Source organism: Sphaerisporangium sp. NPDC049457 (genome assembly GCF_055586705.1).
Genome location: NZ_JBVJHR010000012.1, coordinates 237,857 through 263,140, shown reverse-complemented (window position 1 = coordinate 263,140; position 25,284 = coordinate 237,857). Strand labels below are relative to the sequence as shown.

Annotated in this window: 25 protein-coding genes; 7 read left to right on the top strand and 18 right to left on the bottom strand. The window is 72.2% G+C overall.

The genetic code is table 11. The annotated features are described in order from the left end of the window. Positions 1–238 precede the first annotated feature (238 nt). The 3 genes from ACZ6QO_RS20655 (at position 239) to ACZ6QO_RS20645 (ending at position 2,679) form a co-directional block, all read left to right on the top strand. Positions 239–670, top strand: a complete 432-nt coding sequence (locus tag ACZ6QO_RS20655; RefSeq protein ID WP_465852841.1) for a helix-turn-helix domain-containing protein — start codon at positions 239–241, stop codon at positions 668–670. Beyond that, positions 667–1,533 carry an alpha/beta fold hydrolase gene (locus ACZ6QO_RS20650; RefSeq protein ID WP_465852839.1) on the top strand — a complete coding sequence of 289 codons (867 nt, stop codon included), beginning with the start codon at positions 667–669 and terminating at the stop codon, positions 1,531–1,533. Before ACZ6QO_RS20655 ends, ACZ6QO_RS20650 begins: the two co-directional genes overlap by 4 nt. Before the next feature lie 153 nt (positions 1,534–1,686). Further along, positions 1,687–2,679, top strand: a complete 993-nt coding sequence (locus tag ACZ6QO_RS20645) for a YbgA family protein (RefSeq protein ID WP_465852837.1) — start codon at positions 1,687–1,689, stop codon at positions 2,677–2,679. 75 nt (positions 2,680–2,754) lie between these two features. On the opposite strand, the gene ACZ6QO_RS20640 is transcribed toward ACZ6QO_RS20645, so the two are convergent. From ACZ6QO_RS20640 to ACZ6QO_RS20625, 4 genes are all read right to left on the bottom strand, one after another. Beyond that, positions 2,755–3,825, bottom strand: a complete 1,071-nt coding sequence (locus tag ACZ6QO_RS20640; RefSeq protein WP_465852835.1) for an NAD-dependent epimerase/dehydratase family protein — start codon at positions 3,823–3,825, stop codon at positions 2,755–2,757. Between the two features lie 88 nt (positions 3,826–3,913). Further along, the gene (locus ACZ6QO_RS20635; RefSeq protein ID WP_465852833.1) at positions 3,914–4,483 is read right to left on the bottom strand and encodes a hemerythrin domain-containing protein; all 570 of its coding nucleotides are present in this window, start codon (positions 4,481–4,483) and stop codon (positions 3,914–3,916) included. A 192-nt stretch (positions 4,484–4,675) separates the two neighbouring features. Further along, positions 4,676–5,122 (bottom strand): DUF2795 domain-containing protein, encoded by a 447-nt coding sequence (locus tag ACZ6QO_RS20630; RefSeq protein WP_465852831.1) that lies wholly within the window; start codon positions 5,120–5,122, stop codon positions 4,676–4,678. Positions 5,123–5,193: 71 nt separating this feature from the next. Further along, positions 5,194–5,343: a hypothetical protein gene (locus ACZ6QO_RS20625; RefSeq protein WP_465852829.1), complete on the bottom strand. Its 150-nt coding sequence runs from the start codon at positions 5,341–5,343 to the stop codon at positions 5,194–5,196. 93 nt (positions 5,344–5,436) lie between these two features. Here ACZ6QO_RS20625 and ACZ6QO_RS20620 point away from each other — a divergent pair, with 93 nt between their 5' ends. Then, positions 5,437–5,886, top strand: a complete 450-nt coding sequence (locus ACZ6QO_RS20620) for a DUF4383 domain-containing protein (protein WP_465852827.1) — start codon at positions 5,437–5,439, stop codon at positions 5,884–5,886. A 273-nt stretch (positions 5,887–6,159) separates the two neighbouring features. On the opposite strand, the gene ACZ6QO_RS20615 is transcribed toward ACZ6QO_RS20620, so the two are convergent. From ACZ6QO_RS20615 to lysS, 10 genes are all read right to left on the bottom strand, one after another. Further along, positions 6,160–6,834: a GNAT family N-acetyltransferase gene (locus ACZ6QO_RS20615; protein WP_465852825.1), complete on the bottom strand. Its 675-nt coding sequence runs from the start codon at positions 6,832–6,834 to the stop codon at positions 6,160–6,162. A gap of 47 nt (positions 6,835–6,881) precedes the next feature. Next, positions 6,882–7,787 carry an N-acetylmuramic acid 6-phosphate etherase gene (gene murQ / locus ACZ6QO_RS20610; protein ID WP_465852823.1) on the bottom strand — a complete coding sequence of 302 codons (906 nt, stop codon included), beginning with the start codon at positions 7,785–7,787 and terminating at the stop codon, positions 6,882–6,884. Between the two features lie 72 nt (positions 7,788–7,859). Further along, positions 7,860–8,837 carry a GNAT family N-acetyltransferase gene (locus ACZ6QO_RS20605; RefSeq protein ID WP_465852821.1) on the bottom strand — a complete coding sequence of 326 codons (978 nt, stop codon included), beginning with the start codon at positions 8,835–8,837 and terminating at the stop codon, positions 7,860–7,862. Further along, positions 8,834–9,841, bottom strand: coding sequence for an ABC transporter ATP-binding protein (locus ACZ6QO_RS20600; RefSeq protein ID WP_465852820.1), 1,008 nt, complete (start codon positions 9,839–9,841; stop codon positions 8,834–8,836). Before ACZ6QO_RS20600 ends, ACZ6QO_RS20605 begins: the two co-directional genes overlap by 4 nt. Further along, positions 9,838–10,923 (bottom strand): ABC transporter ATP-binding protein, encoded by a 1,086-nt coding sequence (locus ACZ6QO_RS20595; protein WP_465852819.1) that lies wholly within the window; start codon positions 10,921–10,923, stop codon positions 9,838–9,840. The genes ACZ6QO_RS20600 and ACZ6QO_RS20595 overlap by 4 nt, the downstream gene beginning before the upstream one ends. Before the next feature lie 3 nt (positions 10,924–10,926). Beyond that, positions 10,927–11,835 (bottom strand): ABC transporter permease, encoded by a 909-nt coding sequence (locus tag ACZ6QO_RS20590; protein ID WP_465852818.1) that lies wholly within the window; start codon positions 11,833–11,835, stop codon positions 10,927–10,929. Next, complete coding sequence (locus ACZ6QO_RS20585) at positions 11,832–12,827, bottom strand: ABC transporter permease (protein ID WP_465852816.1); 996 nt, start codon at positions 12,825–12,827, stop codon at positions 11,832–11,834. The genes ACZ6QO_RS20590 and ACZ6QO_RS20585 overlap by 4 nt, the downstream gene beginning before the upstream one ends. Before the next feature lie 42 nt (positions 12,828–12,869). Then, on the bottom strand, positions 12,870–14,663 hold the full coding sequence (locus ACZ6QO_RS20580) for an ABC transporter substrate-binding protein (RefSeq protein WP_465852815.1): 1,794 nt from the start codon (positions 14,661–14,663) through the stop codon (positions 12,870–12,872). A 227-nt stretch (positions 14,664–14,890) separates the two neighbouring features. Continuing rightward, complete coding sequence (locus tag ACZ6QO_RS20575) at positions 14,891–15,697, bottom strand: SAM-dependent methyltransferase (protein WP_465852814.1); 807 nt, start codon at positions 15,695–15,697, stop codon at positions 14,891–14,893. A 160-nt stretch (positions 15,698–15,857) separates the two neighbouring features. Continuing rightward, positions 15,858–17,591, bottom strand: coding sequence for a lysine--tRNA ligase (gene lysS, locus ACZ6QO_RS20570; RefSeq protein WP_465852813.1), 1,734 nt, complete (start codon positions 17,589–17,591; stop codon positions 15,858–15,860). 147 nt (positions 17,592–17,738) lie between these two features. Here lysS and ACZ6QO_RS20565 point away from each other — a divergent pair, with 147 nt between their 5' ends. Further along, entirely contained in the window at positions 17,739–18,323 is a 585-nt protein-coding gene (locus ACZ6QO_RS20565) for a DUF6461 domain-containing protein (protein WP_465852811.1), read from the top strand. Between the two features lie 99 nt (positions 18,324–18,422). Here the strand turns inward: ACZ6QO_RS20565 and ACZ6QO_RS20560 are convergent, their stop codons facing one another. Beyond that, positions 18,423–18,908, bottom strand: a complete 486-nt coding sequence (locus ACZ6QO_RS20560) for a hypothetical protein (RefSeq protein ID WP_465852809.1) — start codon at positions 18,906–18,908, stop codon at positions 18,423–18,425. A 211-nt stretch (positions 18,909–19,119) separates the two neighbouring features. Between ACZ6QO_RS20560 and ACZ6QO_RS20555 the strand changes: the two genes are divergently transcribed. Continuing rightward, positions 19,120–19,581 carry a Fur family transcriptional regulator gene (locus ACZ6QO_RS20555; RefSeq protein ID WP_465852807.1) on the top strand — a complete coding sequence of 154 codons (462 nt, stop codon included), beginning with the start codon at positions 19,120–19,122 and terminating at the stop codon, positions 19,579–19,581. A 140-nt stretch (positions 19,582–19,721) separates the two neighbouring features. On the opposite strand, the gene asnB is transcribed toward ACZ6QO_RS20555, so the two are convergent. Together asnB and ACZ6QO_RS20545 are read right to left on the bottom strand one after the other, a co-directional pair. Next, the gene (gene asnB, locus ACZ6QO_RS20550; protein WP_465852806.1) at positions 19,722–21,578 is read right to left on the bottom strand and encodes an asparagine synthase (glutamine-hydrolyzing); all 1,857 of its coding nucleotides are present in this window, start codon (positions 21,576–21,578) and stop codon (positions 19,722–19,724) included. A gap of 139 nt (positions 21,579–21,717) precedes the next feature. Further along, positions 21,718–22,353 carry a nucleoside/nucleotide kinase family protein gene (locus ACZ6QO_RS20545; protein ID WP_465852804.1) on the bottom strand — a complete coding sequence of 212 codons (636 nt, stop codon included), beginning with the start codon at positions 22,351–22,353 and terminating at the stop codon, positions 21,718–21,720. A gap of 402 nt (positions 22,354–22,755) precedes the next feature. On the opposite strand from ACZ6QO_RS20545, the gene ACZ6QO_RS20540 reads away from it, so the two are divergent. Then, positions 22,756–23,871 carry a lytic polysaccharide monooxygenase gene (locus tag ACZ6QO_RS20540; protein WP_465852802.1) on the top strand — a complete coding sequence of 372 codons (1,116 nt, stop codon included), beginning with the start codon at positions 22,756–22,758 and terminating at the stop codon, positions 23,869–23,871. Positions 23,872–23,968: 97 nt separating this feature from the next. Here ACZ6QO_RS20540 and ACZ6QO_RS20535 read toward each other — a convergent pair whose 3' ends face one another. Further along, entirely contained in the window at positions 23,969–25,213 is a 1,245-nt protein-coding gene (locus ACZ6QO_RS20535; protein WP_465852800.1) for an esterase-like activity of phytase family protein, read from the bottom strand. Positions 25,214–25,284: the final 71 nt, after the last annotated feature.

Sequence of the window (25,284 nt, the reverse complement as noted above, 5' to 3'; positions counted from 1 at the left end):
CGGCGCCGTGCCCGCGTACCGTCCGCCGCCTGGGCATACGTCACGCGCGCCGGGGCGCGTCCCGGCGGGACGGACGGCCGCCGCGCGGCGTCTTCCGTGAACCTTTCGCGCGGAACGTCCCCGCGTCGCCGCCCTGCCCCTTCGCCGCGCGGCATACGGGTATTGCACTTTGCTTCCCCATTCTTCCCTGTTATGGTTCATCTAAGGGAATGTTAGGGAAGAACAGGGAAGGACTCCGGTGTCTCAGCCGTACACGATCGATCAGGCGGCGAGCCTGCTGGGTCTGCACGCCAAGACGGTGCGCGGGTACGTCCGCGACGGGCGGCTCAAGGCCGTGCGCGTCGGCAAGCAGTACCGCATCGCGCGCGAGGACCTCGACGCGTTCGCGGGCTACCCCGTCGCGCCCCCGGCCGCCGAGACCGCCAGGCGCACCCGCCACGCCGAGGTGTCCGCCATCGTGCGCGTCGACGCGATCAGCCCCGAGGCGGTGACCCGGGTGAGCAACACGGTCATCGGAGCGGTCGGCGGGCGCGAGGACCGCCGGCGCCTGCGCGTCGAGACCGTCTACGACGAGGAGAGCGCCGTCCTGCAGGTCATCGTCATCGGCGGCCTGGACGACGTCTCCGGAGTATTGAAGATCATTCAAGTGCTGATCGAGGAGGGGCGATGACCGCCGTCTACACCTCCGCCGAGGGCGGCCGCGTCGTCGAGCGGGAGTACCTGGCGTGGCTGGAGCGATGGCCGGTGCCGCACGAGCGGCTCCACGTGCCGACCGGCCAGGGCGAGACGTTCGTCGTGGTGTGCGGCCCGCCGGAGGCTCCGCCGCTGCTGCTCCTGCACGGCTCGGGGGCGAACACCGCGATGTGGATGGGCGACGTCGTCTCCTGGTCGCGCCACTTCCGCGTCCACGCCGTCGACATGATCGGCGAGCCGGGGCTGAGCGCGCCGTCGCGCCCGCCGCTCGCCTCGGGCGCGTACGTGACGTGGCTGTCGGAGGTGATGGACGCGCTCGGCGTCCAGCGCGCGTCCATCGTGGGCATCTCGCTCGGCGGGTGGCTGGCGCTGCAGTACGCGAGCCACCGGCCCGAGCGGGTCGAGCGCATGGCGCTGCTGTGCCCTGGCGGCGTGGGCCGGCAGAAGTCCGGCGCGCTGCTGCTGTGGCTGCTGCTGCGGCCGTTCGGCGACCGGGGGCGGCGCAGGGCGATGCGGCTGGCCCTCGGGCCCATCGCCCCCGCGCCGACCGCCGAGGCGCGCGCGTTCGGCGAGTACATGATGACGGTCGGCAAGCACGTCAGGTACCGGAGCGAGCCGCTGCCCGTGCTGGACGACGACGCCCTGCGCCGGCTGACCATGCCGATGCTGGTGATCGTCGGCGGGCGCGACGGCCTGCTCGACTCCTACGACACCCGGCGGCGGCTGCGCGAGACGGCGCCCCACGCGCGGGTCGACCTCCTCCCGGACGCCGGCCACGTGCTCGTCGGTCACACGGAGCGAATCTCGGCGTTCCTCCGCGACCGCCCGGAAGGCGACTGACCCGCGGCCGGCGTGCCGTTCGGCCGCCGCCCGCACCGGAGTCCGAAGGGACGGCCCCGGATGCATCCGGACGGGGCGGGTCCTCCGAAGGTAGGGAAAGGACGGCGATGGACGGCCATGGGCAGGGCGCATACCGGGGAGGCTGACGGGACGATGCCGGCACAGGACACGGGGCGGCGGACGGACGGCGAGCGGCTGACGGACGGCGAGCGGGGCATCAGGCCGCGGGTCGCGGTGTCTAGTTGCCTGCTCGGGGAGCCGGTGCGCTTCAACGGCGGCCACAGCCGCGACCGCTTCGTGTCCGGCGCCCTGTCCCCGTGGGTCGACTGGGTGCCCATCTGCCCCGAGATGGAGCTCGGCCTGGGCGCCCCCCGCGAGACGGTCCACCTGGAAGGGCCTCCCGGCGCGCCGCGCCTGGTGACCCGCACCTCCCGCAGGGACCTGACCGGCCGGATGACCGCGCTGGCCGCGGCGCGCGCGGCCGCGTTGCGGGTGGACGGCTACGTGTTCAAGGCCAAGAGCCCGACCTGCGGCCTCCACGGCGTCCCGGTGCTCGGCTCCGGCAGACGGGGCCGCGGCCTGTACGCGAACGCGATGATCGAGGCGCATCCGCTGCTGCCGGTGGAGGACGAGGGCCGGCTGCACGACGACGTCCTGCGCGAGGCGTTCGTGGAGCGGGTCTTCGCCCATGCCCGCCTGCGGGCGCTGCTGGAGGCCGACTGGCGGGCCCGCGACCTGGTCGCCTTCCACGCCCGGCACAAGATGCAGCTGCTCTCCCACGATCCGGCGGCGTACCGGGAGATGGGCCGGCTGGTCGCCGAGGCGGGCACCCTCCCGCCGCGGCGGCTCGCCGCCACCTACGGCCGGGCCTTCCGCACGGCGCTGGCCACCCGGGCCACCGTCGGCCGCAACGTGAACGTGCTCCTGCACTGCCTGGGCATGATGAGCGATGGCCTGGACAGGGCCCGGCGCGCCGACCTGGTGGAGGTGATCGACGCCTACCACGCGCACCGGGTCGCCCTCAGCGTGCCGCTGACCCTGCTGCGCCACCACGTCAGGGGGATGGGCGCGTCCTACCTGGCCGGCCAGACGTACTTCTCGCTCTACCCGGACGAACTCGGGCTGCGCAACCACGTCCCCCGCTGACGACGAACGCGAGAACGCCGCCCCAGGAACGCCCGCGGCCTCAGCGACGCCCGCCGGCTCAGGGGCGTCCGGGGCTCAGGGGCGTCCGCCGACGCCGGTCGCGAGTTCGCCGACGCGTGCCGGGCCGCCCGCCCCGGCGCGCAGCGACGGGGTCTCCATGCCGGCGCCGGTGCGCAGTCCTTCCAGCAGCTCCCCGACCGCCTCAAGCGCGGTGTGCCGGGGCCGCCAGCCGAGGATGGTGCGCGCCCGCGCGGTGTCCATGATCGGGATCTGCAGCGCCATCTCCATCAGCCCGGGTGAGGCCGGGATCAGGCGCATGTGCCAGGCCGCCGCGACGGCGGTCCTGGCCACGAAGGGCGGGACCGGCACCAGGCGGGCGCCGAGCAGCCCCGCCAGGGCGGCGGCGTCCAGCACCGGCTCGGCCGCGATGTTGAACGCGCCGGCGACCGAGCGGGTCACGGCCAGCCGGAAGGCCTCCCCCGCGTCGGCCGAGTGCAGGGCCTGGACGCGCAGCCCCGGGATGTCGGGCACGAAGGGGACGCGGCCGGCGCGCAGCAGCCGTCCGGGCAGGAAGGGACCGGCGAACAGGCGGCGCTGCTCGGCGGCCGCCTCGCGCTTGAAGATGAACCCCGGGCGCATCCGCACGACGCGGATGCTCGGGTGGTCGTTCTCGAAGACGTCGAGAACCCGCTCAAGGTAGGCCTTCTCCCGCGAGTACGCCGCGCCGGGCCAGCCGTGGGTGGGCCAGCTCTCGCCCACCGCGCCGTCCTTGGGCCCCGGCGAGTAGGCGCCGACGGAGGAGGCGTGCACGAGGATGGGCACCCCGGCCTCGGCCACGGCGCGGAAGACCCGCATGCCGCCCAGGACGTTCGCCCGCCAGGTCGTCAGCGGGTCACGGGTCGGCTGGAACAGCCAGGCGAGGTTGACGACGGCGTCCGCGCCGGAGAAGACGGCGGTGAGGTCGCTCTTGGTGACGTCGGCCGAGTGCCAGCGGGTCCTGCCCGTCCCCTCGGCCCCTATGTCGGCGCGGCGGGCGGGGATCCGCCGGGCGATGCCGACGATCGAGATGACGTCGGGATCGGCCTCCAGAGCGGAGACCACACTCGTCCCGACGTTGCCGGTCGCGCCCACCACGATGACTCTCATAGGACCCTGTTGCCCCACGTGTACGTGGCGAAACGCGGGCAGAGGCGATCATTTGACCGAGTTGGGACAGGCATTTGACCGCGTTGGGTCAGGACTTGCCCCGGCCGGTGAGCAGGTCGTGGATGCGGTCCACCAGGCCGGCGCCGGGGGCCAGCAGCTTGTTCACCGGGGGCCTGTCAGGAGCGGCGGGATGGGGCCGGGTGGGCGCGACCTTCTTCATCATCGTGATCTTCTGCCCCAGGCCGTGCAGCTCCTCCGCGTCGGCGTACCGCACCAGTTCGGGGAACAGCTCGGCCTCCTCCTCGCGCATGTGCTCCCTGATGGTGGCCATCAGGTCGTCCAGCAGGCCCTCGAAGGCGGGGTCTGTGACCTCGGAGCCCTCCAGCCGCTTCATCAGCCGCTCGGCGTGGGCGTGGCCGGCGATCTCACGGTCGGCCAGCCGGTCGCCGTCGGGGATGAACTTCCGGGCCGCCGGGTACAGGTAAGCCTCCTCGGCCACCGAGTGCCTGACCAGCTCGGTGATCACCTTCTCGGTCAGCTCCCTGCGGTGGTCGTGTTCGCCGGTGCCCCGCAGACGCTCCAGCTCCGCGAAGATCTCCTCCACTTCGCGGTGGTCGGTCGTGAGGACGGTGATGACGTCACCGCCATGCTTGATCATTTAATCCTCCTCGCACTTCGCCGAAAGACGCGGTCGAGCGGTTACCCGGTGCGAGGAACGGGAAACGCCCTGGCCACGCCGGATGCCGGAGCGGGACCTGTCGCAGGGAGGCGTCCGGGCGGCCCTGTGACGCCGGAGCCCGCCGGGCCGTCGCTCGACGTGCCCGGGGTCCGCGCCGGCGCCGCGCCGCCGTCAGTCGCCGGAGCGGCGTCCGGGTGAGTCGCTGAAGCGGCGCTCGCGGCCCAGCCCCAGCGCCTCGGCCATCTCCCCGATGTTGCGGAAGGCGCCCTCGGGCAGGCCGCGCAGCGCCTCCAGCACGGCGTCCGGCACCGCGGGGTTCTTCTCCGCGTGGGCGAGGATCTCGTCGCGGCCGGCCGGATAGCGCACGTCCACCAGCCATCTGGCCAGGCTGCTGCGCTGGTCCACGTCGTTCTGCGTCATCCCGGGCGCGACCCCCGGCTCGTGGCCGGGCGCGTACTCCTGGGGTCGCAGGTCGTTCTCGGCGTCCCGCACGGGTTCGGGCTCCTTCCATTCTTCGGCGCGGGCGCCGCCGCCGCCCCGGACGATGCCGCCCGTCTCGTGCTTGATCTCCTCATCGAGCCGGCGACCGTGCTTGGCGCTTCCGCGTTCGGCGTTCATCGGCGTTGTCCTTTCCACGGGGACGCACCATGTACCCCGTCGCGGGCAGGCGAACCGCCGGGCACGGTAGATCACGCCGGACCCGCTCCGACCTCGGGCGACAGGGCGCTCGGCGGGGCCGCGCAGGCCGGAGAAAGCGATTTCGCGCCGTCCGGGAAATGAATTCGCGGCACGAAGACCGTCTTTTCCAGGATGTTCGCGCGCGCACCGGCGGCGTTCACCGGCTCGTTATGGGACGACCCCGTATATGCGCGGCGCAGCAGGGTAGCCGGGTGCCTGACCGACCACAGCAGTCTCTCCCCTCTGGAGGGGTCATGGACACGATCCGCAGAAGCACCGCCCGCACACCGCTGCAGATGGCATCGCTCGTCGTCGGAGTGGTGTTCATCCTGGTCGGGGTGCTGGGCTTCATCCCCGGCGTCACGACGAACGTCGACCAGCTCCAGTTCGCGGGCCACCAGTCCGACGCGATGCTCCTCGGCGTCTTCGAGGTGTCGATCCTGCACAACATCGTCCACCTGCTGTTCGGCGTCGCCGGCATCGTCATGGCCCGCACCTGGCAGGGCGCCCGCGGCTTCCTGGTCGGCGGCGGCGTGGTCTACCTGCTCCTGTGGGTGTACGGCATGCTGATCGGGCACGACACCCCGGCGAACTTCGTCCCGCTGAACGCCGCCGACAACTGGCTGCACCTGATCCTCGGCCTCGGCATGATCGCTCTGGGCGTCGTGCTCGGCCGCCGGTCGGTCACCTCCGCCCGGCTGTGACGACACCGCGCCGACTTTGACGGCACCGCGCGAAGATCCTCCAGGAGAGGCAGGCGACACGGCCGGTGGCCTGCCCACCCCATAGCGGCCGCGGTGGCCGCCCGAGCGGCGAGGTCCACGGCCTCGCCGCTCACCCCTGGCGGCCACGGCCGCCGTGAGGGACGGGGGTACCCGACCGATGAGCCGCCCCGTCCCTCACCGGGGGTGCGCCCCCGGCCTGCGGCGCTCAACCGCCCGCCCGGCGGCTCCCCCGGCGCGGTTCGCCGGACGGCGTCACGTCCTTGAGCCATTCGCCGACGTCCGCGGCCCCCTGGTCACTTCGCCGACGTCCACGGCCTCACCGGTCACGCCGCGCGGCCGCCGGCGCGGCGAGGAGCCCGCGCCGCCGGGCCCCGACCCCCTCAACACGACCCGGGAGTCCCTGGTGCCCAGGTCCAGGTACATGCGGACGTCGTCGAAGCGTTCCATGCCGACCTCGATGACGTTGGGCAGCCGGCCCCACTCGCGGAAGCCGAGGCTCTCGTACAGCTCGATGGCCCCGTGGTTGTTGCCGCGCGCCCCGAGCGTCAGCGTCTCAAGGCCCGCGGCGCGGGCGCTGTCGACGAGGCCCGCCACGACCAGGCGGCCGAGGCCGAGGCCGCGCGCGGACGGGTGCGCCATCACCTTGCCGATCTCGGCGGAATGCGCGAAGACCTGCGCCGAGGCGCGCCTCCACAGGCCCATCGCCTGGGCCGTGCCGTCCACCCGGGCCACGGCCAGGGCCGCGCGGCCGTGCCGGACGTCGGCGAGCACGTCGTCCAGGAACGGATCGGTGTCCTGTCGGCCGGGCGGGGTGACGTAGCCGACCGCGCCGCCGGCCGTCACGACCGCGTGGATCACGCGGTGGACCTCCTCGCGCAGCGCGTCGTCGGCCACGGTCGGCCAGGTCAGGTCAGTGCGGGAGGACATGTACCTGCATTATGCCGACCGGCCGCGAGCCGCCCTCGGGCGGGCGGTCAGCGGACGCCGAGGGCGAGGTCGAGGCGGTCGTCGCACGCGGCGAGCAGCAGCCGGGCCTCGTCGGCGGAAAGGTCCCGTTCCACCATGACGACAGCGGTCTTGACCTCGTGCCCGGCGTCCTCCAGGGCGCCGCGCGCGGCGGTGATGTCGGCGCCGGTGATGTCGGCGACGATGCGCGCCGCCCGCGCGACGAGCTTGGTGTTGCTCGCGGAGACCTCGACCATGTAGTTCCCGAAGGTCCGGCCGCACTTGATCATGGAGATGGTGGAGATCATGTTGAGCACGAGCTTCTGCGCCGTGCCGGCCTTCAGCCGCGTCGACCCGGCCACCACCTCGGGCCCGACGATCACCTCGATGGCGTGGTGGGCCGCCTCGGACAGCGGCACGCCGGTGTTGCACGACAGGCCCACCGTCAGCGCGTCCAGCCGGCGGGCCTGCGCCACCGCGCCGACCACGAACGGCGCGCGTCCGCTGGCGGACAGGCCCACCACCGAGTCGCGCGGGCCGACGCGCCGCTCGCGCATGGCGGCGGCGCCGGCCTCGGCGTCGTCCTCGGCCCCCTCGACCGACCTGGTCAGCGCGGCCGGGCCGCCCGCGATGACGCCGACCACCGTCTCGGGGTCTGTGCCGAACGTCGGCGGGCACTCGGAGGCGTCAAGCACGGCCAGCCGCCCGGAGGTGCCGGCGCCCACGTACAGCAGCCGCCCGCCGTCGCGCATGCGGGCGACGATGTCGTCGATCGCGGCCGAGATCTCCGGCACCGCCCTCGCGACCGCCGCCGGCACCGTGGAGTCGGCGGCGTTCATCAGCCGCGCGATCTCACCGGTCGGCAGGCGGTCGATCTCGCGATAACGCGGATCGTTCTGCTCCGTCGTGGCCGGCGTGGCGAATGGGCGCATCATGACTCCTCATCTTCCGGGGATCTTCCGGGGATCGTGCGGTGGTCGGCCGGGCCGTGGGCGCCCGGTGGACGGTCAGTCGAATTGGCGGCGGTAGAGCCAGAACACCCGCTCGACGCGGGCGCCGACGGCGCGCGCGTAGAAGTGGATCGGGCCGACCCAGCCGATCTGCGCGCTGCTCTGGCCCGCCGCGGCCTGTTCGCCGAGGCAGCGCCGCAGCAGGACCCGGCCGACGCCGAGCCCGCGGGCGGCCTCGGCCGTGCCCATCGGGCCGAACCACCGCGGCCGGGCGCCCCACGCCGCGAAGCCGAGGATCTCGCCGTCCCGGACGGCGTAGTGGCAGCCGGCCGCCTGCTCGACCTCCCAGGCCCAGGCGTCGTTCCAGTGCCGCCGCACGAACGCGGCCACCTCGCCCCGCTCACCGGCGGCCGCCGCCCGCACGTCGACCCCGGCCGCGGCCAGGCGCTCGTTCTCGCGGCGCTCGGCGGTCTCGGCGGCAGAGGCGTCCTCGGCTGCTGAGGCGTCCGCGGTCGCCCCGGCGGCGGAGGGGTCCTCGCCGGCGGAGGCGTCCTCGCCGTGGCCGGCGCCGGGGGCGTGGGGCGCCAGGTCGGCGGTCATGTTCCAGGCGGTGCGGTAGCGCTCGTAGCCTCGGCTCTCCGCCAGGCAGACGGCCGGGGTGTAGCGCACGTCGATGCCCGGCCAGGCGTAGCAGGGCGGGTTGCCGGCCAGCCGGACCTCGCGCGCCCCCCGCTCGCGCAGCCACTGTTCGGCCGCGCCCAGCAGGGCCGTGCCGAGCCCCCGTCCCCGCGCCGTGGGGCGCACGGCGAGCAGGTCGACGTGTCCGACCCCTTCGGTGGCGGAGGACAGCGAGGCGAACACGACGCCGTCGAGGCACGGCAGGGTCAGCGCCGTCCACTGGCGGTCCTCGGGCGGGGCGGCGAGCCGGGACACGAGCAGCGCCGCGTCGTCCGCGTCGAAGGTCAGCGCGTCACGGGCCAGCTCTCCGATGGCGGACAGCTCGGCCGGCAGCACGGCGCGGACGCCGCCGCTCACGCCACCGCCTCCACGGGGATGACGTCTCTCCGCTGCGGGTGGAAGCACGCGTGCTCGTGCGTGCTGTCGGCGCAGCCCGCCAGGACCGGCCGCTCCTTCTCGCACCGCTCGGTCCGGAAGGGGCATCTGCGGGCGAACAGGCAGCCGTCGTCCGCGTGCCGTTCGTCCAGCGCCTCGGTCGGCACGACCCGGTCGCGTCCGGGCCGTTCCAGCCCGTGCAGGACGGGGATGGCCGACAGCAGCGCCTGGGTGTAGGGGTGGACGGGCCCGGAGATGACGGTCTCCGTCAGCCCCCGTTCCACGACCTGCCCCCGGTAGAGCACGTACAGCTCGCCCTCGTCGCCGATGTACCGGGCGGTGGCGATGTCGTGGGTGATGAACAGCACGCTCACCCCGAGCCGCTCGCGCAGGTCTTTCAGCAGGGCGAGGATGCTCAGCCGCATCGACACGTCGATCATGGACACCGACTCGTCGGCGACCAGCATCTCGGGGTCCACGGTGAGCGCGCGGGCGATGACCACGCGCTGGCGCATGCCACCCGACAGCTGGTGCGGGTAGCGGCCGAGCACGTAGCCGGGGTCGATGCCCACCAGCGCCAGCAGTTCCTCGGCGCGCGCGTCGACCCAGGACGACGAGCGCCCCGTCTGGGACGCCCGCAGCGACAGCGGCGCGCTCAGGGTCTGGTGGATCGTGCGCGTCGGGTTGAGCGCGGAGTAGGGGTCCTGGTGGATGAGCTGGATGCGGCGGAAGTACGGCCGGCGCCGGCGCGGGCTGAGCGGCGTCATCGGCGTGCCGTCGATGACGATGTCGCCCGCGTCATAGGTCTCCAGCCCGGCGATGATGCGGCCGAGCGTGGTCTTGCCGCACCCGGACTCGCCGATGAACGACACGGCGCCGCCCTTGGGGACGGTGAAGTCGATGCCGCGCAGCGCCCGCACCTCGCGCGCGCCGAGGACGTCGCCGCGCTGCTTGAACGTCTTGGTGATGCCGGTCCCGGTGATCACGCGTGCTCCTTCCTGCGTTCTGGGGGCGTGGAGGCCTCGACGGCGTGGCAGGCGACGGTCCTGCCGTTCTCGGTGACCGAGGGCGGCTCCACGGTGGCGCAGACGTCCATGCGCAGCGGACACCGCTCCTGGAAGACGCACCCCCGCGCCGGCAGGGTGCCGAGCGTGGGCGGGCGGCCGGGCAGCGCCCGCGACTGCGCGGTGTCGCCGGACAGGCGCGGGATCGCCGCGATCAGCCCCCGCGTGTAGGGGTGGCGGGGCGAGCCGAGCACCTCCATGGTGGGGCCGTGCTCGACCACGCGGCCGCCGTACATGACGGCGAGCCGGTCGGTGACCTCGGCCGCCACGCCCATGTCGTGGGTGACCATCAGCGTGGTGAGCCCGCGCTCCTTGTGGATCTCACGGATGATGCGCAGGATGGTCGCCTGGGTGATCATGTCGAGCGCGGTGGTGGGCTCGTCGAGGATGACCAGGCGGGCGTTGAGCACGAGCGCGAGCATGATGCCCACGCGCTGGCGCATGCCGCCCGACAGCTCGTGCTGGTGGGAGTCCAGCACCCGGCCGCCGTCCAGGCCCATGCGTTCCAGCAGTTCCCTGGCGTGCCGCACGAGCGCGGGCAGGTCGTCCACCCCGTGCGAGCGGCCGAGGTCGAGCAGCTGCTTGCCGATCGTCTTGAGCGGGTTCAGCGAGTTCTGCGCGGCCTGGAAGACGTACCCGAGGTGCCGGCCGCGCGCCCGGCGCAGCCGGTCGCCGCCGAGGCCGACGACGTCGCCCAGCCCGTCGATCTCCACGCTGCCGCCGGCGATGCGGCCGGGCGGCTGGACGGCGTTCAGCAGGGAGAGCGCCAGCGTGGACTTGCCGGAGCCGGACTCCCCCACGATGCCGGTGATGGTGCCGGGGTCGATCGTGAGGCTGACGCCGCCGAGGGCGGGCAGTTCGCCGAGCGGGGTTCGGTAGACGACGGTGAGGTCGCGGACGCGCACGCCGGGCGCCGTGGCCGCCCCGGGGCCGGCGATGAGGCCGGGGGCGGTGGTCGAGCCGGGGCGGGGGGATTCCCCGGCCCCGTGGGAGAGGACGGTCACCGGTTACTCCTCACGCAGCCGTGGGTTGAAGATCTCGTCCATCGCGTCGACGATGAGCACGATGCCGAGCGTGAGCAGCAGGATCGCGAGCAGCGGCGCCAGCAGGTACGGCAGCGCGGCCGCGCTGGTCAGCGCGCCGCCGCCGAAGACGGCGAGGTTGAGCATCACGCCCCAGTTGTTGGAGTCGAACGGCAGCACGCCGAGGAAGAACAGCCCCACCTGGGCGTAGATCGCGCCGGTGACGGCGATGAGCATGTTCATCGCGATGTAGGGCGCCATGCTCGGCAGCAGCTCGCGGCCGATGATGTGCGCGGTCGACAGGCCGAGGCCCCTGGCCGCCTCGATGAACCCCCGCTCGCGCAGCGACAGCGTCTGCGACCGCACGGCGCGGGCGATGCCGCCCCAGCCGAGCAGGCCGAGCACCAGGCCCATCTCCAGCGGCCCCTGGAACTTCCACACGGTGGACAGCACCAGCAGCAGCGGCAGGCCGGGGATGGTGAGCTGCAGGTCGGTGAGCCGCATGAGGACGGTGTCCCAGCGGCCCCGGTGGAACCCGGCGAGCAGCCCGAGCACCGTGCCGACCGCCACCGTGATGACCGCGGTGGCGAGGCCGGTGAGGATGACGTACCGGGCCCCGGTGACCACCAGGGCGAGCACGTCGGTGCCCTCGAAGTCGGTGCCGAACGGGTGGGCCAGGCTCGGCGGGGCGTAGAGCGCGTTGTTGTCCCGCGGCAGGTGCGCCGGGTAGAGCATCGGCCCGAACGCGGCCATGAGCAGGAACAGCGCGACGATCGCCACGCCGGCGATGCGGCTGGGCTTGCGGCGCAGGACGCGGCCCACGCCCCGCCAGAAGTTGCGCCGCAGGGTCGCCCGCGTGTCGCCGAGCGCCGTCTGCGGAATGGTCACGCTCATGCCGTGCCTCCCGTGCGCACCCGGGGGTCGATCACCGTGTACAGCAGGTCGGCCGCGATGTTGGCGACGATGATGGCCACCGTGGTCACCAGGAAGGTTCCTCCCATGAGCGCGTAGTCGCGGGCGCCGATGCTGTTGACGAGCAGCAGCCCGAGCCCGGGGTAGTTGAAGATCCGCTCGATGAAGATGGCGCCGCCGAAGAGCATGCCGAGCGACAGCGCGAGGATCGTGAACAGCGGCAGGATGGCGTTGCGGGCGATGTAGCGGAACAGCACGCCCCTGGTCAGCCCGCGCAGCTCGGCGGCGAGGATGAAGTCGTCCCCGAGCACGGTGGCCACGCTGGACTTCATCGCCAGCACCCAGCCGCCGTAGCTGGCCAGCGCGTACGTGAGCACGGGCAGCGTGGCGTGCTGGATCAGCGAGGCCAGGTAGCCGGCGTTGAACCCGGGGACGAACTCGACGTCCACCGGGCCGCCCGCGGGCAGGATCGGCCACAGCGTCGTGAAGATCGCCAGCATGAGCAGGCCGATGACGTACTGCGGGACACCGTGCAGCAGCGAGCCGGAGATCGACAGCAGGTCGCCGAGCTTGCCCGACCGCTTGATGCCCGCGTACACCCCGAGCGTGACGCCCAGCAGGAAGCTCAGCAGCGTGCCGCCGAGCACCGGCAGGACGGTCCACTTGGCGGCCGAGCCGAGGAGGGTGACCACCTCGGTGCCCGGCGTGCTGAGCGACTGCCCGAGGTCGAGGTGGAGCAGCGCCTTCATGTAGCCGGTGTACTGCTCCCACAGGCTGCCGGTCGGCAGGAACCCGTAGAGGGCGGCGGTGGCCCGCTGGGCCTCGTCCGGGGACATGCCCTTCTCGATCAGCTTCTCGTACTGGCCGAGCACCGGGTTGCCCGGGATGTTACGGATGATCACGAAGCTGATGGTGGTGACCACCCAGATCATGACCAGGCCCCGGACGACATGGCCGCCGAGCCTTCGTGTCACTGCGTTCACCCGGGGAGCCCGGGTTGCGAGAAGCGTCATAGGCTACTTTTTCCTGATCATGCCAAGTTGCATCCACACGCCCGCGGGGAGGCGCAGGGCCTCGCTTCCGTCCGGCGGCCAGCCGGTGTAGCGGTCGGTGTTGATGAACTGGGTGTTGACGTAGTCGTAGATCTGGATGACCGGGAGCTGCTCGTTGGTCAGCGTGGCCAGCGTGGTGACGATGCGCTTCTGCTCGTCCCCCGAGGCCAGGTTGAGCCGGTTGGTGAGCTCGCCGGGGTCCACCCCGCCGATCGTCTGGGGCCCGCCCATCCAGTTGCCGTCCTTGCCCGGCGGCGAGTGGGTGAGCCGCCCGGCGAGCAGCGACCACCCATTGGCCGAGCCGTACAGGCGCTGGAAGATGTTGTACGGCGAGGGCCCGAGCGCCATCAGCCAGAAGCCGACGTCGAACTTGCCGGCGGCCAGCTCGTCCAGGTAGAGGATGTAGTCGGCCGAGGTGATGACGCTGGCGTCGATGCCGTGGTCGCTGAGCTGGCTGGTGATCGACTTGGCGGCGGCGACCCAGTCGGAGAACGACGCGGGCACGTGGATCTCGACCTTCCACGGCTTGCCGTCCGGCATCGCCCACACGCCGCCCTTCTTGACCATGCCGGCGGCCTTCAGCTCGCGGTCGGCCATGGCCGGGTCCACCTTGTAGGTGTCCAGCGCGGCGAGCCGGTCGCCCAGCCACGCCTTGGCGGAGTCGCCGTGGATGCCGGTCGTGGTGAGCGACGGCGTCCCCGCCTCCGGTGAGGCGATCTTGGTGACCTGGGCCCGGTCGATCAGGTAGGCGAGCGCCCGGCGCACGTGCACGTTGTCGTACGGCTTGTGCGCCTGGTTGAACGCCATGGACGCCGCCACCGGGGAGTAGCCCTTGCGGATGGCGTTGCCCGGCGTCTCCTTGATCTTCCGCATGACCGCGGCGGGCACGGCGGTGAACGGCGCGTTGTCCAGCTTGCCGGAGACCAGGTAGTTCCAGATCTGCTCGTTGCCGGTGTAGTTGAGGACCTTGACCTTGTCGGGCACGATCTTCGCCGCGTCGTAGAAGTACGGGTTCCTCTTCAGCAGCGCGGCCCCGGGGTTGATCCGCTCCAGGACGAACGGGCCGGCCGAGACGTCCTCGGGCGGGGCGAAGGTGATGACCTTCTGCGACAGCCCGGTGATCACGGCCTTGGCCTTGTCGGCGGCCGGGCCGGTGCCCCTGGCGGCCTTGAGCGTGGCCCAGAAGTCGCGGGGGAGCAGCTTGCCGTAGACGTGCGCGGGGACGACCACCGTGGACAGGACGTTGCGCAGGAACACGTTGCTGCGGTTCGCCCCCTGGACGACCTTGATGGTCTTGGCGTCCACGATCTGGATGTCGGCCGCCGCGCCGGCCGCGCCGGCGTTGACGGTGTAGGCGCTGCCGCCCTGGGTGTAGGCGAGGGCGATCGAGGTGCGGATGTCCTCGCTGGTGACGGGTTCGCCGTCGGACCAGCGGGCGGCGGGCTGCAGGTGCACCACGACCTCGCCCTGGTCGGGCGTGGCGGTCCAGCTGCGGGCGATGCCCGGGTAGAACTGGTTGGGATCGGTCAGGCTGTTCTTCGGCCAGGCCAGCGACATGGCGTCGTAGCCGACGAACGTGCTCCCCTGCGGGTTGAAGGGGTTGATCGGCGCGGTGGCGTCGATCTGCTTGGCACCGTCGATCGTGGTGTAGACACCGCCCACTCCGGCCGTGCCGGACGTGCCGTCCGCCGGCGTGGTTCCGCAGGCGGTGGCGGCGGCGAGGGCCGCAAGGGCGGCGATCGCTGCGAGTCGCTTCATGAAGTGCTCTCCAGGTCCCCGATTGCCAGGACCATACGGGCGCGAGGGCAGGGTGGTCAATTTTTTCCTTCATGCAGGTTAGCATGAAGTTTCTTTTTACCTGCCCATCTACCTGCGAATACATCGCCAGGAGCACCCCCGGGCACGCAAAAGGGCCCCGGCGTTACGCCAGGACCCTCTTGCTGTGCCGTGTCTGTCGGCTGTCGTCCGGTGCCGTGCGGCCGGGATCAGCGCACCAGGCCGACCCCGCCGACCGCTCCGGCCTCGCCCTCCTGGACGATCAGCGGCTCGATCTCGGGGCGCCAGTCGCGCAACGCCACCACCCCGGGCTCGACCAGGTCGAGGCCCTCGAAGAAGGCGCGCACCTGCTCGGGCGAACGGGAGGTGACGCCGGGGGCGGCGGTGCGGCTGAACACGCGCTGGCCCTCACGCGCCCTGCCCTCGTCGATCTCTCCGACGGAGCCGTGCGAGATGACCAGGTGGCCTCCCGGCCCCAGCGCCGACTTCAGCACGGTGACGATCTTGGCTGCCTCGCCGTCGTCCGGGATGAAGTGCAGGACGCCGAGCATCAGGATCGCCACCGGCTCGGAGAAGTCGAGATGCGACCGGACCTGCGGGTTGTCGAGCAGGGCCTCGGTGTCGCGCAGGTCGGCGCCGAGGGCGACCACGCGGTCGTTCTCGGCGAGCAGCGCGCGGGCGTGGGTGAGCACGATGGGGTCGTTGTCGACGTAGACCACCCGGGACTCGGGCGCGAGCTCCTGGGCGACCTGGTGCACGTTGCGCTGTGTCGGCAGGCCCGCCCCGATGTCGAGGAACTGGCGCACGCCCTGGTTGGTGAGATAGGTCACCGTGCGCACCAGGAACTCGCGGTTCTCCCGCGCGACGTCGCGCACGTTCGGCAGTATCTCGATGATCTTCTCGGCGGCCTCGCGGTCGGCGGCGAAGTTGTCCTTGCCACCTAAGTAGTAGTCGTAGATCCGAGCGACGCTGGGTATGGACGGATCCACTCCCGCAGGCGCCTTGTTATCGCTCACACCGCTCCTTGCACTTACTCGTCCTGCCAGGATGGTAAGCGATCTCCGGGCCGCCGTCCGCAACGGCGGAACGACGGCCCTGTAACGGCGATCTGGAGCGCGGCCGCTCCTCAGCCGGCGGCCCTGAGCGCGGCGGCCCTGAGCACGGCACGCCGCCGGGTCAGGCGCCCAGCAGCTTGCGGACGCGGTCGGCGCCCACGGCGAGCAGCAGCGTCGGCAGGCGCGGGCCGGTGTCGCGCCCGACCAGCAGCGTGTACAGCAGAGCGAAGAACTCGCGCTGGGCGACCTTCAGCTCGGGCGTCGGCTTGGCGTCCGGCGCGAGCCCGGCCAGGACCTTCGGCACGCCGTAGACCAGCGCGGTGAGACCGTCGAGCGACCACTGCCCGTCCAGGCCCTCGACCAGCAGCCGCAGCGACTCGCGGTCACGCTCGCCCAGCGAGGCCAGCAGCGCGGTGTCAGGCTCGTCGCGCACGCGGGTGCGCTGCTCGGCCGGGACCTGTGTGGTGACCCACCGCGCCGCGCGGTCGAGCCGCGGCCGGGCCTCGTCCAGGGAGGTGATCGGGTGCTCGGGGTCCAGGTCGCGCAGGATGCGCAGGGTCTGCTCGTCGTGGCCGGTGGTGACGTCGACGATCGAGGCCAGCGTCCGGTAGGGCAGCGGCCTCGGCGTGACCGGCAGCGGGCCGGAGGCGGTGCCGACCGCCCGGGTGTATGCGGCCACGTCCCCGGGCAGCGCCGTGCCGTCGGCGATCTTGCGGTCGAGGGCGTCCCACTCGTCGTAGAGCCGCTGGATCTCCTGGTCGAAGGCGACCTTGAACGACTGGTTCGGCCTGCGCCGCGCGTACAGCCAGCGCAGCAGCGGCGCCTCCATGATCTCCAGGGCGTCCGCCGGGGTCGGCACGGCGCCCTTGGAGCTGCTCATCTTGGCCATGCCGCTGATGCCGACGAAGGCGTACATCGGCCCGATCGGCCGCTCGGCGCCGAAGACCTCCTTGACGATGGGGGCCCCGACCGTCCACGACGACCCGGGCGACTGGTGGTCGACGCCCGACGGCTCGAACATCACCCCTTCGTAGGCCCAGCGCATCGGCCAGTCGACCTTCCACACGAGCTTGCCGCGGTTGTGCTCCGACAGCCGGACGGTCTCGCCGTGCCCGCACGCGCAGGTGTAGGACAGCTCGGTGGTGTCGTCGTCGTAGGCGGTGACCGTGGTCGTGTCGCGCTCGCAGAACGAGCAGTAGGGCTTGTAGGGGAAGTAGCCGCCCGCGGCCGTGCCGTCGTCCTCGGCGGCGGCGCCCGACCCCTCGGCGGCCTCCGCCGCCGCCGCGGCGTCCGCCTCGTCCAGCCCGGCCTGCTGCCGGGGCGCCTTGGCGGCCTTGCCCTTGGTGCGGTAGCGGTCGAGGATCGCGTCGATGTGCGCCCGCTCGCGCATCGCCAGCAGGATCTGCTCGCGGTAGGCGCCCGAGGTGTACTGCGCGGTCTGGCTGATGCCGTGGAACTCCACGCCGAGCTCGGCCAGCGCGGCGATCATCGGCGCCTTGAAGTGCTCGGCCCAGTTGGGGTGACTGCTGCCGGGCGGTGCGGGGACGGAGGTCAGCGGCTTGCCGATGTGCTCCGACCAGGAGGAGTCGACCCCGGCGGGGACCTTGCGGAAGCGGTCGTAGTCGTCGAAGGAGATGATGTGCACCACCTCGTGGCCGCGACGGCGGATCTCGTCGGCGACCAGGTGGGGCGTCATGACCTCGCGCAGGTTGCCCAGGTGGATGGGGCCGGAGGGGCTGAGGCCCGACGCGCAGACGATCGGTTTGCCGGGGGCTCGGCGCTCAGCCTCGGCGATTACCTCGTCCGCGAACCGTGAGACCCAGTCGGCCTCGGCGCTCATAGCCACGATCGGCACTTCCTTCCGTGAAAACCTGACGCCTCCATTGTCCCGGACCGCCGCAGTGCCCTGCGCCAGCCGCCCGGACTGTAAGGAAACCGCCGATTATGTCGGTCGCCGCTGGCAAGATCATGTGCCTCGGGACGCGTTGGCGGGAGGGCCTCGATGAGCAGCGGTGCGACGGCGGACGACTACGCCTGGTTCGACGAAGAGTACGAGGGATGGCCCTTCTGCCTGACCTTCGTCAAGGACGTCGACCCGGAGGAGGCGTTACGCCGCCTCGGCGTCACCTTCCACTCCGCGGCCGAGGTCGACTGGTCGTCCATCGACCAACCGATCGCCGCCCACGCCGCCATCGGCGGCACCGCCCTGTTCGAGTACAACGGCTTCGCCGGGACGCTGGCGGAGGTCGTCCGCCGGCTGTCGGCCGGCACCGTCATGGCGGCCGTGTTCCTCAACGTCAACGCCGACCAGCAGTTCGTCTTCGGCGTCGACGGGCGCCTGGTCACCGGGTTCGCGCCCGACGGCTCCGACGACCGCTGGGGCGCCGACCCCGACGTCCTCCTGCCGCAGATGCTGGACCTCGGCATGCCCACCAAGGATGAGGAGACCGAGGCCGCGCTCGAAGACGACGACTACGACCCCGTCCGCACCGTGATGGCCCTCGCCGAACGCGCCACCGGCGTCCGGGTGACCCTCGCCCACCTTCGCGGGCCGGCGCTCGCCGGTTCGGCCGCTCACCTGTACTGATCACCGCGCCTGAACTGGTCACGGCACCTGAACTGATCACGGCGCCTGCTGCTGATCACCGCGCCCGTACCGACCTCCGGCCCGCCGGCCCCGCGCGCGTCAGGGGGTGTCCGCCGCCTGGACCACGGCGATGTCGGCGAACGCTGCCGACAGGCAGGGGGCGAGCGGATGGCCCGAGACGTCGAGCAGGTCCGCGACCAGCAGGACCGCGTGCCGCGCCACGCCGCCGGCGTCCAGCGGGAACGCCTCGGCCTCCGGCTGGTACGCCCCGAGCGCGCCCGCCACCAGCATCACCAGGACGTCGGCGTCGACGACGGGGAACCACTCTGCCGCCGCCCGCGCGCAGCGCCCGACCACCGCCCGCACGTCGTCCACCGTGAGCCCGCCCGGGTGCAGGTCCTCCAGCAGCGTCCGCGTCACCGTGCCGAGCACCAGGGCCACGTGCGCGGACTCCAGCGCGGCGAGCGCGCCGGCGGCCCCTTCGAAGGCGGGCAGGTCGCGGGCGCGGGCGGCGGCCACCGCGCCCTCCGTCGCCTCGGCGACGGCCCGCGCGGGCTTGGGCAGGTGACGCCAGGACACGCTCATCGGCTCCTTCTGCGAGAACCCGCGGGCGGGCGCGGGCTTCTGCGGAGAAGCCTCGCGGCCATGCGGGCGGACGATCGGCGGGCCAGGCAATTATGCGCGCCGGACGGGCATGCCGCATGACAGGGGCGGTGGCCGCGCCGGTTGCTAGTGTTCGTGGTGACGGGCAGGCGGCCGTTCGCGGGGGGAACGCCGAGACGGGGAGGGTTCCAGCATGACATCGCGATCGACCCAGTCGTCCCCGCGACTCGACCAGCCCCCTTCCCGGGGCACCCGCGTCCGGGGCACCCGGCAGGCCGAGGCGCTGATGGCGGTGCTCAGCACGCTGCCGGGGTTCCAGAGCGCCCAAGAGATCCACGCCGAGCTGCGCCGCAGGGGCGAGCGCGTCGGCCTGACCACCGTCTACCGCCACCTGCAGGTGCTCAGCGAGGACGAGGCGGTCGACGCCATCCGCGACGAGAGCGGCGAGACCCTCTACCGCCGCTGCGCCACCGGTGGCCACCACCACCACGTGACCTGCCGCGTCTGCGGGTGCAGCGTCGAGGTGGAAGGCAAGGACGTCGAGCGGTGGGCCGAGCGCGTCGCGGCCGAGGCCGGTTTCGTCGACGCCGACCACACCGTCGAGATCTTCGGCGTCTGCCCGCGCTGCGCCGCCGCCAGGGCGATCGCTCCCTGATCCCCCCGCTCGGCCGGCGGGTCCTCGGGGCCCGCCAGGGCGTCCGGCGCCCGCGGGGCGGGTCCCACGCCGCCGGACGGTCGAGCACCTACCGGCCGGCGGGCGGGCGGACGCCTACAGGCTGACGCACGGTCGGACGCCTACAGGCTGACGCGCACCTTGTAGCGCTCCAGCCACGCGTTGAACTGGAGCAGGCCCTCCAGCGCGGCGCGCAGGTCGTGGCGGCTGACGGCGTCCAGCGGCTGGTCGATCATCGCCCGCACTTTGGGCACGTCGATCATCGGGGCGGCGGGCATGTCCCCGCCGTCGAGCAGCCGGGCGGTCTCGTCCCTGAGCGCCTTCTCGTACGCCGGATCCTGCGTCGAGGGGTAGGGGCTCTTCCTGCGGGCCAGCACCGACTCGGGGAGCACGTCGGCCGCGGCGGCGCGCAGCAGGCTCTTCTCGCGCCCGTCGAAGGTCTTCATCGCCCACGGCGTGTTGAACACGTACTCCACCAGCCGGTGGTCGCAGAACGGCACCCGCACCTCGAGGCCCACGGCCATGCTCATGCGGTCCTTGCGGTCGAGCAGCATCTGCACGAACCGGGTGAGGTGCAGGTAGGAGACCTCCCGCATGCGCGCCTCCATCCCGCTCTCGCCGGGCAGGCGCGGCACCTCCGCAAGGGCCTGCCGGTAACGCTCCGCGCAGAAGCCGGGCAGGTCCAGCTCGCGCAGCAGGTCCGGGGCGAGCACCTGGTCGAGGGCGACCAGGCGGGTGCCGGCGGCCAGCCAGGGGAAGGTGCCGGCGTTGACGGCGGCGGGGTCGTGGAACCAGCGGTAGCCGCCGAAGACCTCGTCGGCCGACTCCCCCGACAGCGCGACGGTCGAGTGCGCCCGCACCGCGCGGAACAGCAGGTAGAGCGAGGTGTCCATGTCGCCGACGCCGGTGGGCAGGTCGCGCGCCCGCAGCACGGCCGCCCGCACCCCGGCGTCCATCAGGTCGGCCGAGTCCAGGACGATGTCGTTGTGCTCGGCGCCCAGGTGCTCCAGATGCCGCACGAGGTCGTGGACGAAGGGGGCGTCGGGGGTGTCGCGCATCGCGTCCGGGCTGAAGTTCTCGGTGTAGCCGGTGAAGTCGACGGCGAACGAGCGGAGCTTGCCCTGGCCGTGCCGGTGCAGGGCCTCCCCGGCGAGGGCGGTGACCACGCTGGAGTCGAGTCCGCCGGACAACAGCGTGCACAGCGGCACGTCCGAGATCAGCTGACGTTCGACGATGTCGTCCAGCAGGCCGCGGATGGTCCGGATGGTGGTAGGCAGGTCGTCGGGATGCTCGCGGGACTCAAGGCGCCAATAGCGGCGCTTGACGACGCCCTGCCTGCTGACGCGGACGATGCCGCCGGGCCGCACCTCGTGCATGCCGCTGAAGATCCCGCTTTCTGGGGTCTTGACGAACACCAGGAGCTCGCGCAGCCCTTCACCGTCGACGACCCGGTCGTCCAGGAGGGGGTTGGCGAGCATCGCCTTGGGTTCGGAGCCGAACAGCACGCCGGTCGGCGTCGGGTAGTAGTACAGCGGCTTGATGCCGAGCCGGTCGCGCACGAGGACGAGCTCCTCGCGGCGGGCGTCCCAGATGCCGAAGGCGTACATGCCGTTCAGGCGCTCGGCGAGGTGCTCCCCCCATTCGAGGTAGGCCCGCAGGACGACTTCGGTGTCGCTGCGCGTGCGGAACTCGTGGCCCCGTGAGACGAGCTCGGCGCGCAGCTCCTGGAAGTTGTACACCTCGCCGCTGTAGGTGAGGACGGCGAGCACCTCGCCGTCCTGCTCCGCGATCATGGGCTGGCGGCCGCCGACGAGGTCGATGATCGCCAGGCGCCGGTGTCCGAGCGCCCCGTGCTCGGAGATCCACATCCCCTCGTCGTCGGGTCCGCGGCAGTTCATGGTCTCGGTCATGTCCAGGAGCGTGTCGCGGGACTCCCTGAGGTCGCCCTCGAAGTCCACCCACCCACAGATTCCACACATCTCGACGACCCCACGTCTCGTCGGAGGACGGTTCGTGCCTGCGGCACCGCGCCTCCCCCCGGAACGGGCCGCGTCTTCATCCAGGTCAACGGCCTGCGGACGGCTTGTATGCCCTGCGGTCGCACCGCCCCCGTGTACCTCAGGCGTCCAGGCCGGCCACGACCGCCGGGTGGCGGGGGTCGTCCACCCGGACGACCACGTCGGCGCTCTCGCGCGGCGCGGCCTCCTCCTCGTACCGGGCGTAGGCGGGCAGCGTCCACCGCCACTCCTCGGGGGTGCGGCGGGCCAGCGCGCCGGGCGACAGCCACAGGTGGACGGCGAGCTCGAACGGCAGCCAGCGGCCGAGCAGCAGGCCGCCGTCCACGAGCAGCACCGCGCCCGGGGGCAGGGTGACGTACGGCGCGCGCGTGGCCCGGTCGGCGGCGGGGTCCCACAGGGACGGCAGGACCTTGCCCGATCCGCCCGGCTCAAGCGGGTTGAGCACCTCGCGGGCCAGCCCTCCGTAGTCGAGCCAGCCGTCGTAGAAGGCGTCGGGATCGGTGCGGCCGTACTCGTAGCGGAGCGAGGCCGGGCGCAGGAAGCCCGCCGCCGGGACCCACAGGGCCTCGCGTCCGCGCAGCCGCAGCGGGCCGATCAGCGAGTCGGCCAGCTCGCCCGGCCGCGCGGCGGGGGCGCCGTCGAGCGCCACGCGCACCCAGGACGACCTTGAGGTGCCGGCGATGCGGTCGGCCAGTTCCTCCACCAGAGCCGAGGGCGAAATGGGGCGTACGTCCACTCTCACATCCTCGCCGATGCCGCCTGGAGACCACGAATTGTTCACCGGCACACGAAAGTTTCATGGCGTTTCATCGGGCGACCGGCCGCCCGCCCCAGCGGTCACGGCCTTCACCTGCGATGGGACGGGTGATCTACGGGTACGGGTGCGGCCGATACTTTCGGGCGTTTCCCAGCGCGGCATTTTGCGACCTACAGTTCTTGACGCGTAAGCGCTTTCGCATGCTGGTCGGCAGTCGACGGCTGTTCGCCCCACGGCGACGACCGGTTACTTCACCAGGTCCTCGGTGATTCCTTGACGTGCCTAGCGTCCGTGCCGTGCTCGAGCGTGCCGGACGCGGTGCCGCGATGGACGTCCCGGCTGCGCCGGGGACCTACGTCGTAACCCCTCGAAAGGTGTTCCATGAGAAAGCGACGTAAGATCTCGATCGCCGGCGCCGCCGCCGCGATCGCGACCCTCCTACTGGTCGCATTGCTGCCAGGGTCGGCATCGGCCCACGGCGCGATGATGGTTCCCGGCAGCCGCACCTACCTGTGCTGGAAGGACAGCGTCGGCTCCAACGGAGCCGCCACGCCGCACAACCCGGCCTGCGCCGCCGCGGTCGCCCAGAGCGGCACCAACTCCATCTACAACTGGTTCGCCGTGCTGCGCTCGGACGGCGCCGGCCGCACCAGCGGCTTCATCCCCGACGGCAAGCTGTGCAGCGGCGCCGCCGTCGTGTACAACTTCAGCGGCTATGACCTGGCCCGCACCGACTGGCCGGTCACCCACCTGACCTCCGGGGCGAACATCCAGTTCCGGTACAACAAGTGGGCCGCGCACCCGGGTTCGTTCCGCACCTACATCACCAAGGACAGCTGGAGCCCCACTCGCCCGCTGGCCTGGAGCGACCTGGAGAGCCAGCCGTTCTACACCGCCCAGGACCCGCCGAGCGTCGGCAGCGTCGGCACTGAGAGCGGCTACTACTACTGGAACGCCACCCTGCCGTCCGGCAAGAGCGGCCGTCACATCATCTACTCGGTGTGGCAGCGGTCCGACAGCCAGGAGACGTTCTACAACTGCTCCGACGTCGTCTTCGACGGCGGCAACGGCCAGGTGACCGGCGTCGGCGAGGGCAACGGCGACCCGGACCCGACTCCGACCCCGACGCCGACCCCGACCGGCGGCAACCCGACGCCGACCCCGACCCCGACGCCGACCCCGAGCCCGTCCGGTGGCAACGGCGGCTGCTCCGCCAGCTTCTCCACCACCAGCACCTGGAACGGCGGCTACCAGGCCGAGGTGACGGTGCGCAACTCCGGCTCCAGCGCGATCAACGGCTGGACGGTCAAGTGGGCGCTGCAGAGCGGCACGACGGTCAACAGCCTGTGGAGCGGCTCCTACACCTTGAGCGGGTCGAACATCACGGTGAAGAACGCCAACTACAACGGCAATGTCGGAGCCAACGGCTCCACGACCTTCGGGTACGTGGCGCAAGGCAGCCCGGGAAGCCCGTCGCTGACCTGTACCAGCCCGTGACCGTGCGCCGTTAGGCGATCGAGGGACACGAGCGACTGCCCGTTGGGCGGCGTCGCCCCGGCCGGACGGCCGGGCGCGGCGCCGCCCGTTCCGCTTGTCAGTAGCGGCGGTAGGCGCGGGGGTCGGCGCCCAGGGGACGGGACAGCCGGACGGTGATGAACTCGTCGTCATCCGCCTTGCCCGGCGTGCGGCCGGCGGAGCTCGGGTAGTTGTTGTCGTTCAGCAGGGCGATCGTGGAGTCGTCCAGCATCACAACGTCCTCGATGGTCTGGAACGGGAAGGTGAACGTGGCGCCGAAGCCGCCGATGCCCTTGGGGTCGGCGAGGTCGAGCAGGTCGGCGACCTGGGTCTTGTCCACGGCGCCGTCGTGGTCGCGGTCGCGCAGGTCGACCAGGTAGACCCGCTTGGTGCGCGCGGCGGCGCCCTGCTCGTTGTCGCGCTCGATGACCAGGAACCGGTCGCCGTCGACCGAGATCATGTCACCGATGGAGTTGCCCGGCGCCTCCATCTTGTAGGTCCAGCGGCGGCCGGTGTAGGCGCGGTCGCGCAGGTCGAACTCGTTGAGGCGCAGCGTGCCCGCCGGGTCGCCGGAGACGGTGCCCTCCAGCAGCGGGTACAGGTGGCGGCCGTCGAGCCCGCGCGCCATGCCCTCGAAGCCCTTGCTGCTGCCGAGGTTCGGCGTGCCGCCGTTGAGATATGGGTTCTCGGGGGCCTGGACGCCGGGCAGGGCGATGGGCTTCTCCAGCAGCGCGCCCGAGGGGGAGAAGTGCAGCAGCCAGGGGCCGAACTCGTCGCCGATCCAGTAGGTGCCGTCGGGCTGCCGGACGATCGACTCGACGTCGAAGTCGGCGCCGGTGAGCTTGCGGTCGGCGCGGGTCAGCGGGAAGGGGACGCGCTTGCCGGGGTCGCTGAGGTCGAACCCGCCCACGACCTTGACCGCGCCCGAGGCGAGGTCGGGCTTGACCCGCTGGACGCGCAGCAGGAAGTCGGCGCTGTTGGCCTTGTTGCCGTAGCCGTTGTCGGACAGCACGTCGAAGGTGCCGTCGCGGCGGCGGGCCACGCCGCTGAACCCCTGCACGGGCTGGCCGGGGAACGGCGGGGTGATGCCGTTGATCGGGGACGTGCCGAGCAGGGCGCCCGACGGCTCGCTGCCCGGCACGTAGGTCTGCGCGGGAAGGGAGGCCCAGCCGGTGAGCGTGGCGCGGCCGAACCCGCCGTCGCCACCGTGCGTCCGGTGGGCGGCGGCCTGGCCGTCGCGGCCGTCGTGGCCGTCGGCGAGCGCCGGGGCGGAAAGGCTCAGCGCCACGGCGACGGCGCCCAACCCGATCATGGTTTTTCTCATGGCCGTCACGTTAGGGATGCCCGATGAAGCGCGGCACAACACCGGATGACTCGCGGGTGCCCATGTCGTGA

Coding starts and splice junctions, on each gene's coding strand:
- ACZ6QO_RS20650 (WP_465852839.1), top strand. CDS start 667: ATGACCGCCGTCTACACCTCCGCCGAGGGCGGCCGCGTCGTCGAGCGG.
- ACZ6QO_RS20645 (WP_465852837.1), top strand. CDS start 1,687: ATGCCGGCACAGGACACGGGGCGGCGGACGGACGGCGAGCGGCTGACG.
- ACZ6QO_RS20640 (WP_465852835.1), bottom strand. CDS start 3,825: ATGAGAGTCATCGTGGTGGGCGCGACCGGCAACGTCGGGACGAGTGTG.
- ACZ6QO_RS20635 (WP_465852833.1), bottom strand. CDS start 4,483: ATGATCAAGCATGGCGGTGACGTCATCACCGTCCTCACGACCGACCAC.
- ACZ6QO_RS20630 (WP_465852831.1), bottom strand. CDS start 5,122: ATGAACGCCGAACGCGGAAGCGCCAAGCACGGTCGCCGGCTCGATGAG.
- ACZ6QO_RS20620 (WP_465852827.1), top strand. CDS start 5,437: ATGGACACGATCCGCAGAAGCACCGCCCGCACACCGCTGCAGATGGCA.
- ACZ6QO_RS20615 (WP_465852825.1), bottom strand. CDS start 6,834: ATGTCCTCCCGCACTGACCTGACCTGGCCGACCGTGGCCGACGACGCG.
- murQ (WP_465852823.1), bottom strand. CDS start 7,787: ATGATGCGCCCATTCGCCACGCCGGCCACGACGGAGCAGAACGATCCG.
- ACZ6QO_RS20590 (WP_465852818.1), bottom strand. CDS start 11,835: ATGAGCGTGACCATTCCGCAGACGGCGCTCGGCGACACGCGGGCGACC.
- ACZ6QO_RS20580 (WP_465852815.1), bottom strand. CDS start 14,663: ATGAAGCGACTCGCAGCGATCGCCGCCCTTGCGGCCCTCGCCGCCGCC.
- ACZ6QO_RS20565 (WP_465852811.1), top strand. CDS start 17,739: ATGAGCAGCGGTGCGACGGCGGACGACTACGCCTGGTTCGACGAAGAG.
- ACZ6QO_RS20560 (WP_465852809.1), bottom strand. CDS start 18,908: ATGAGCGTGTCCTGGCGTCACCTGCCCAAGCCCGCGCGGGCCGTCGCC.
- ACZ6QO_RS20555 (WP_465852807.1), top strand. CDS start 19,120: ATGACATCGCGATCGACCCAGTCGTCCCCGCGACTCGACCAGCCCCCT.
- asnB (WP_465852806.1), bottom strand. CDS start 21,578: ATGTGTGGAATCTGTGGGTGGGTGGACTTCGAGGGCGACCTCAGGGAG.
- ACZ6QO_RS20540 (WP_465852802.1), top strand. CDS start 22,756: ATGAGAAAGCGACGTAAGATCTCGATCGCCGGCGCCGCCGCCGCGATC.
- ACZ6QO_RS20535 (WP_465852800.1), bottom strand. CDS start 25,213: ATGAGAAAAACCATGATCGGGTTGGGCGCCGTCGCCGTGGCGCTGAGC.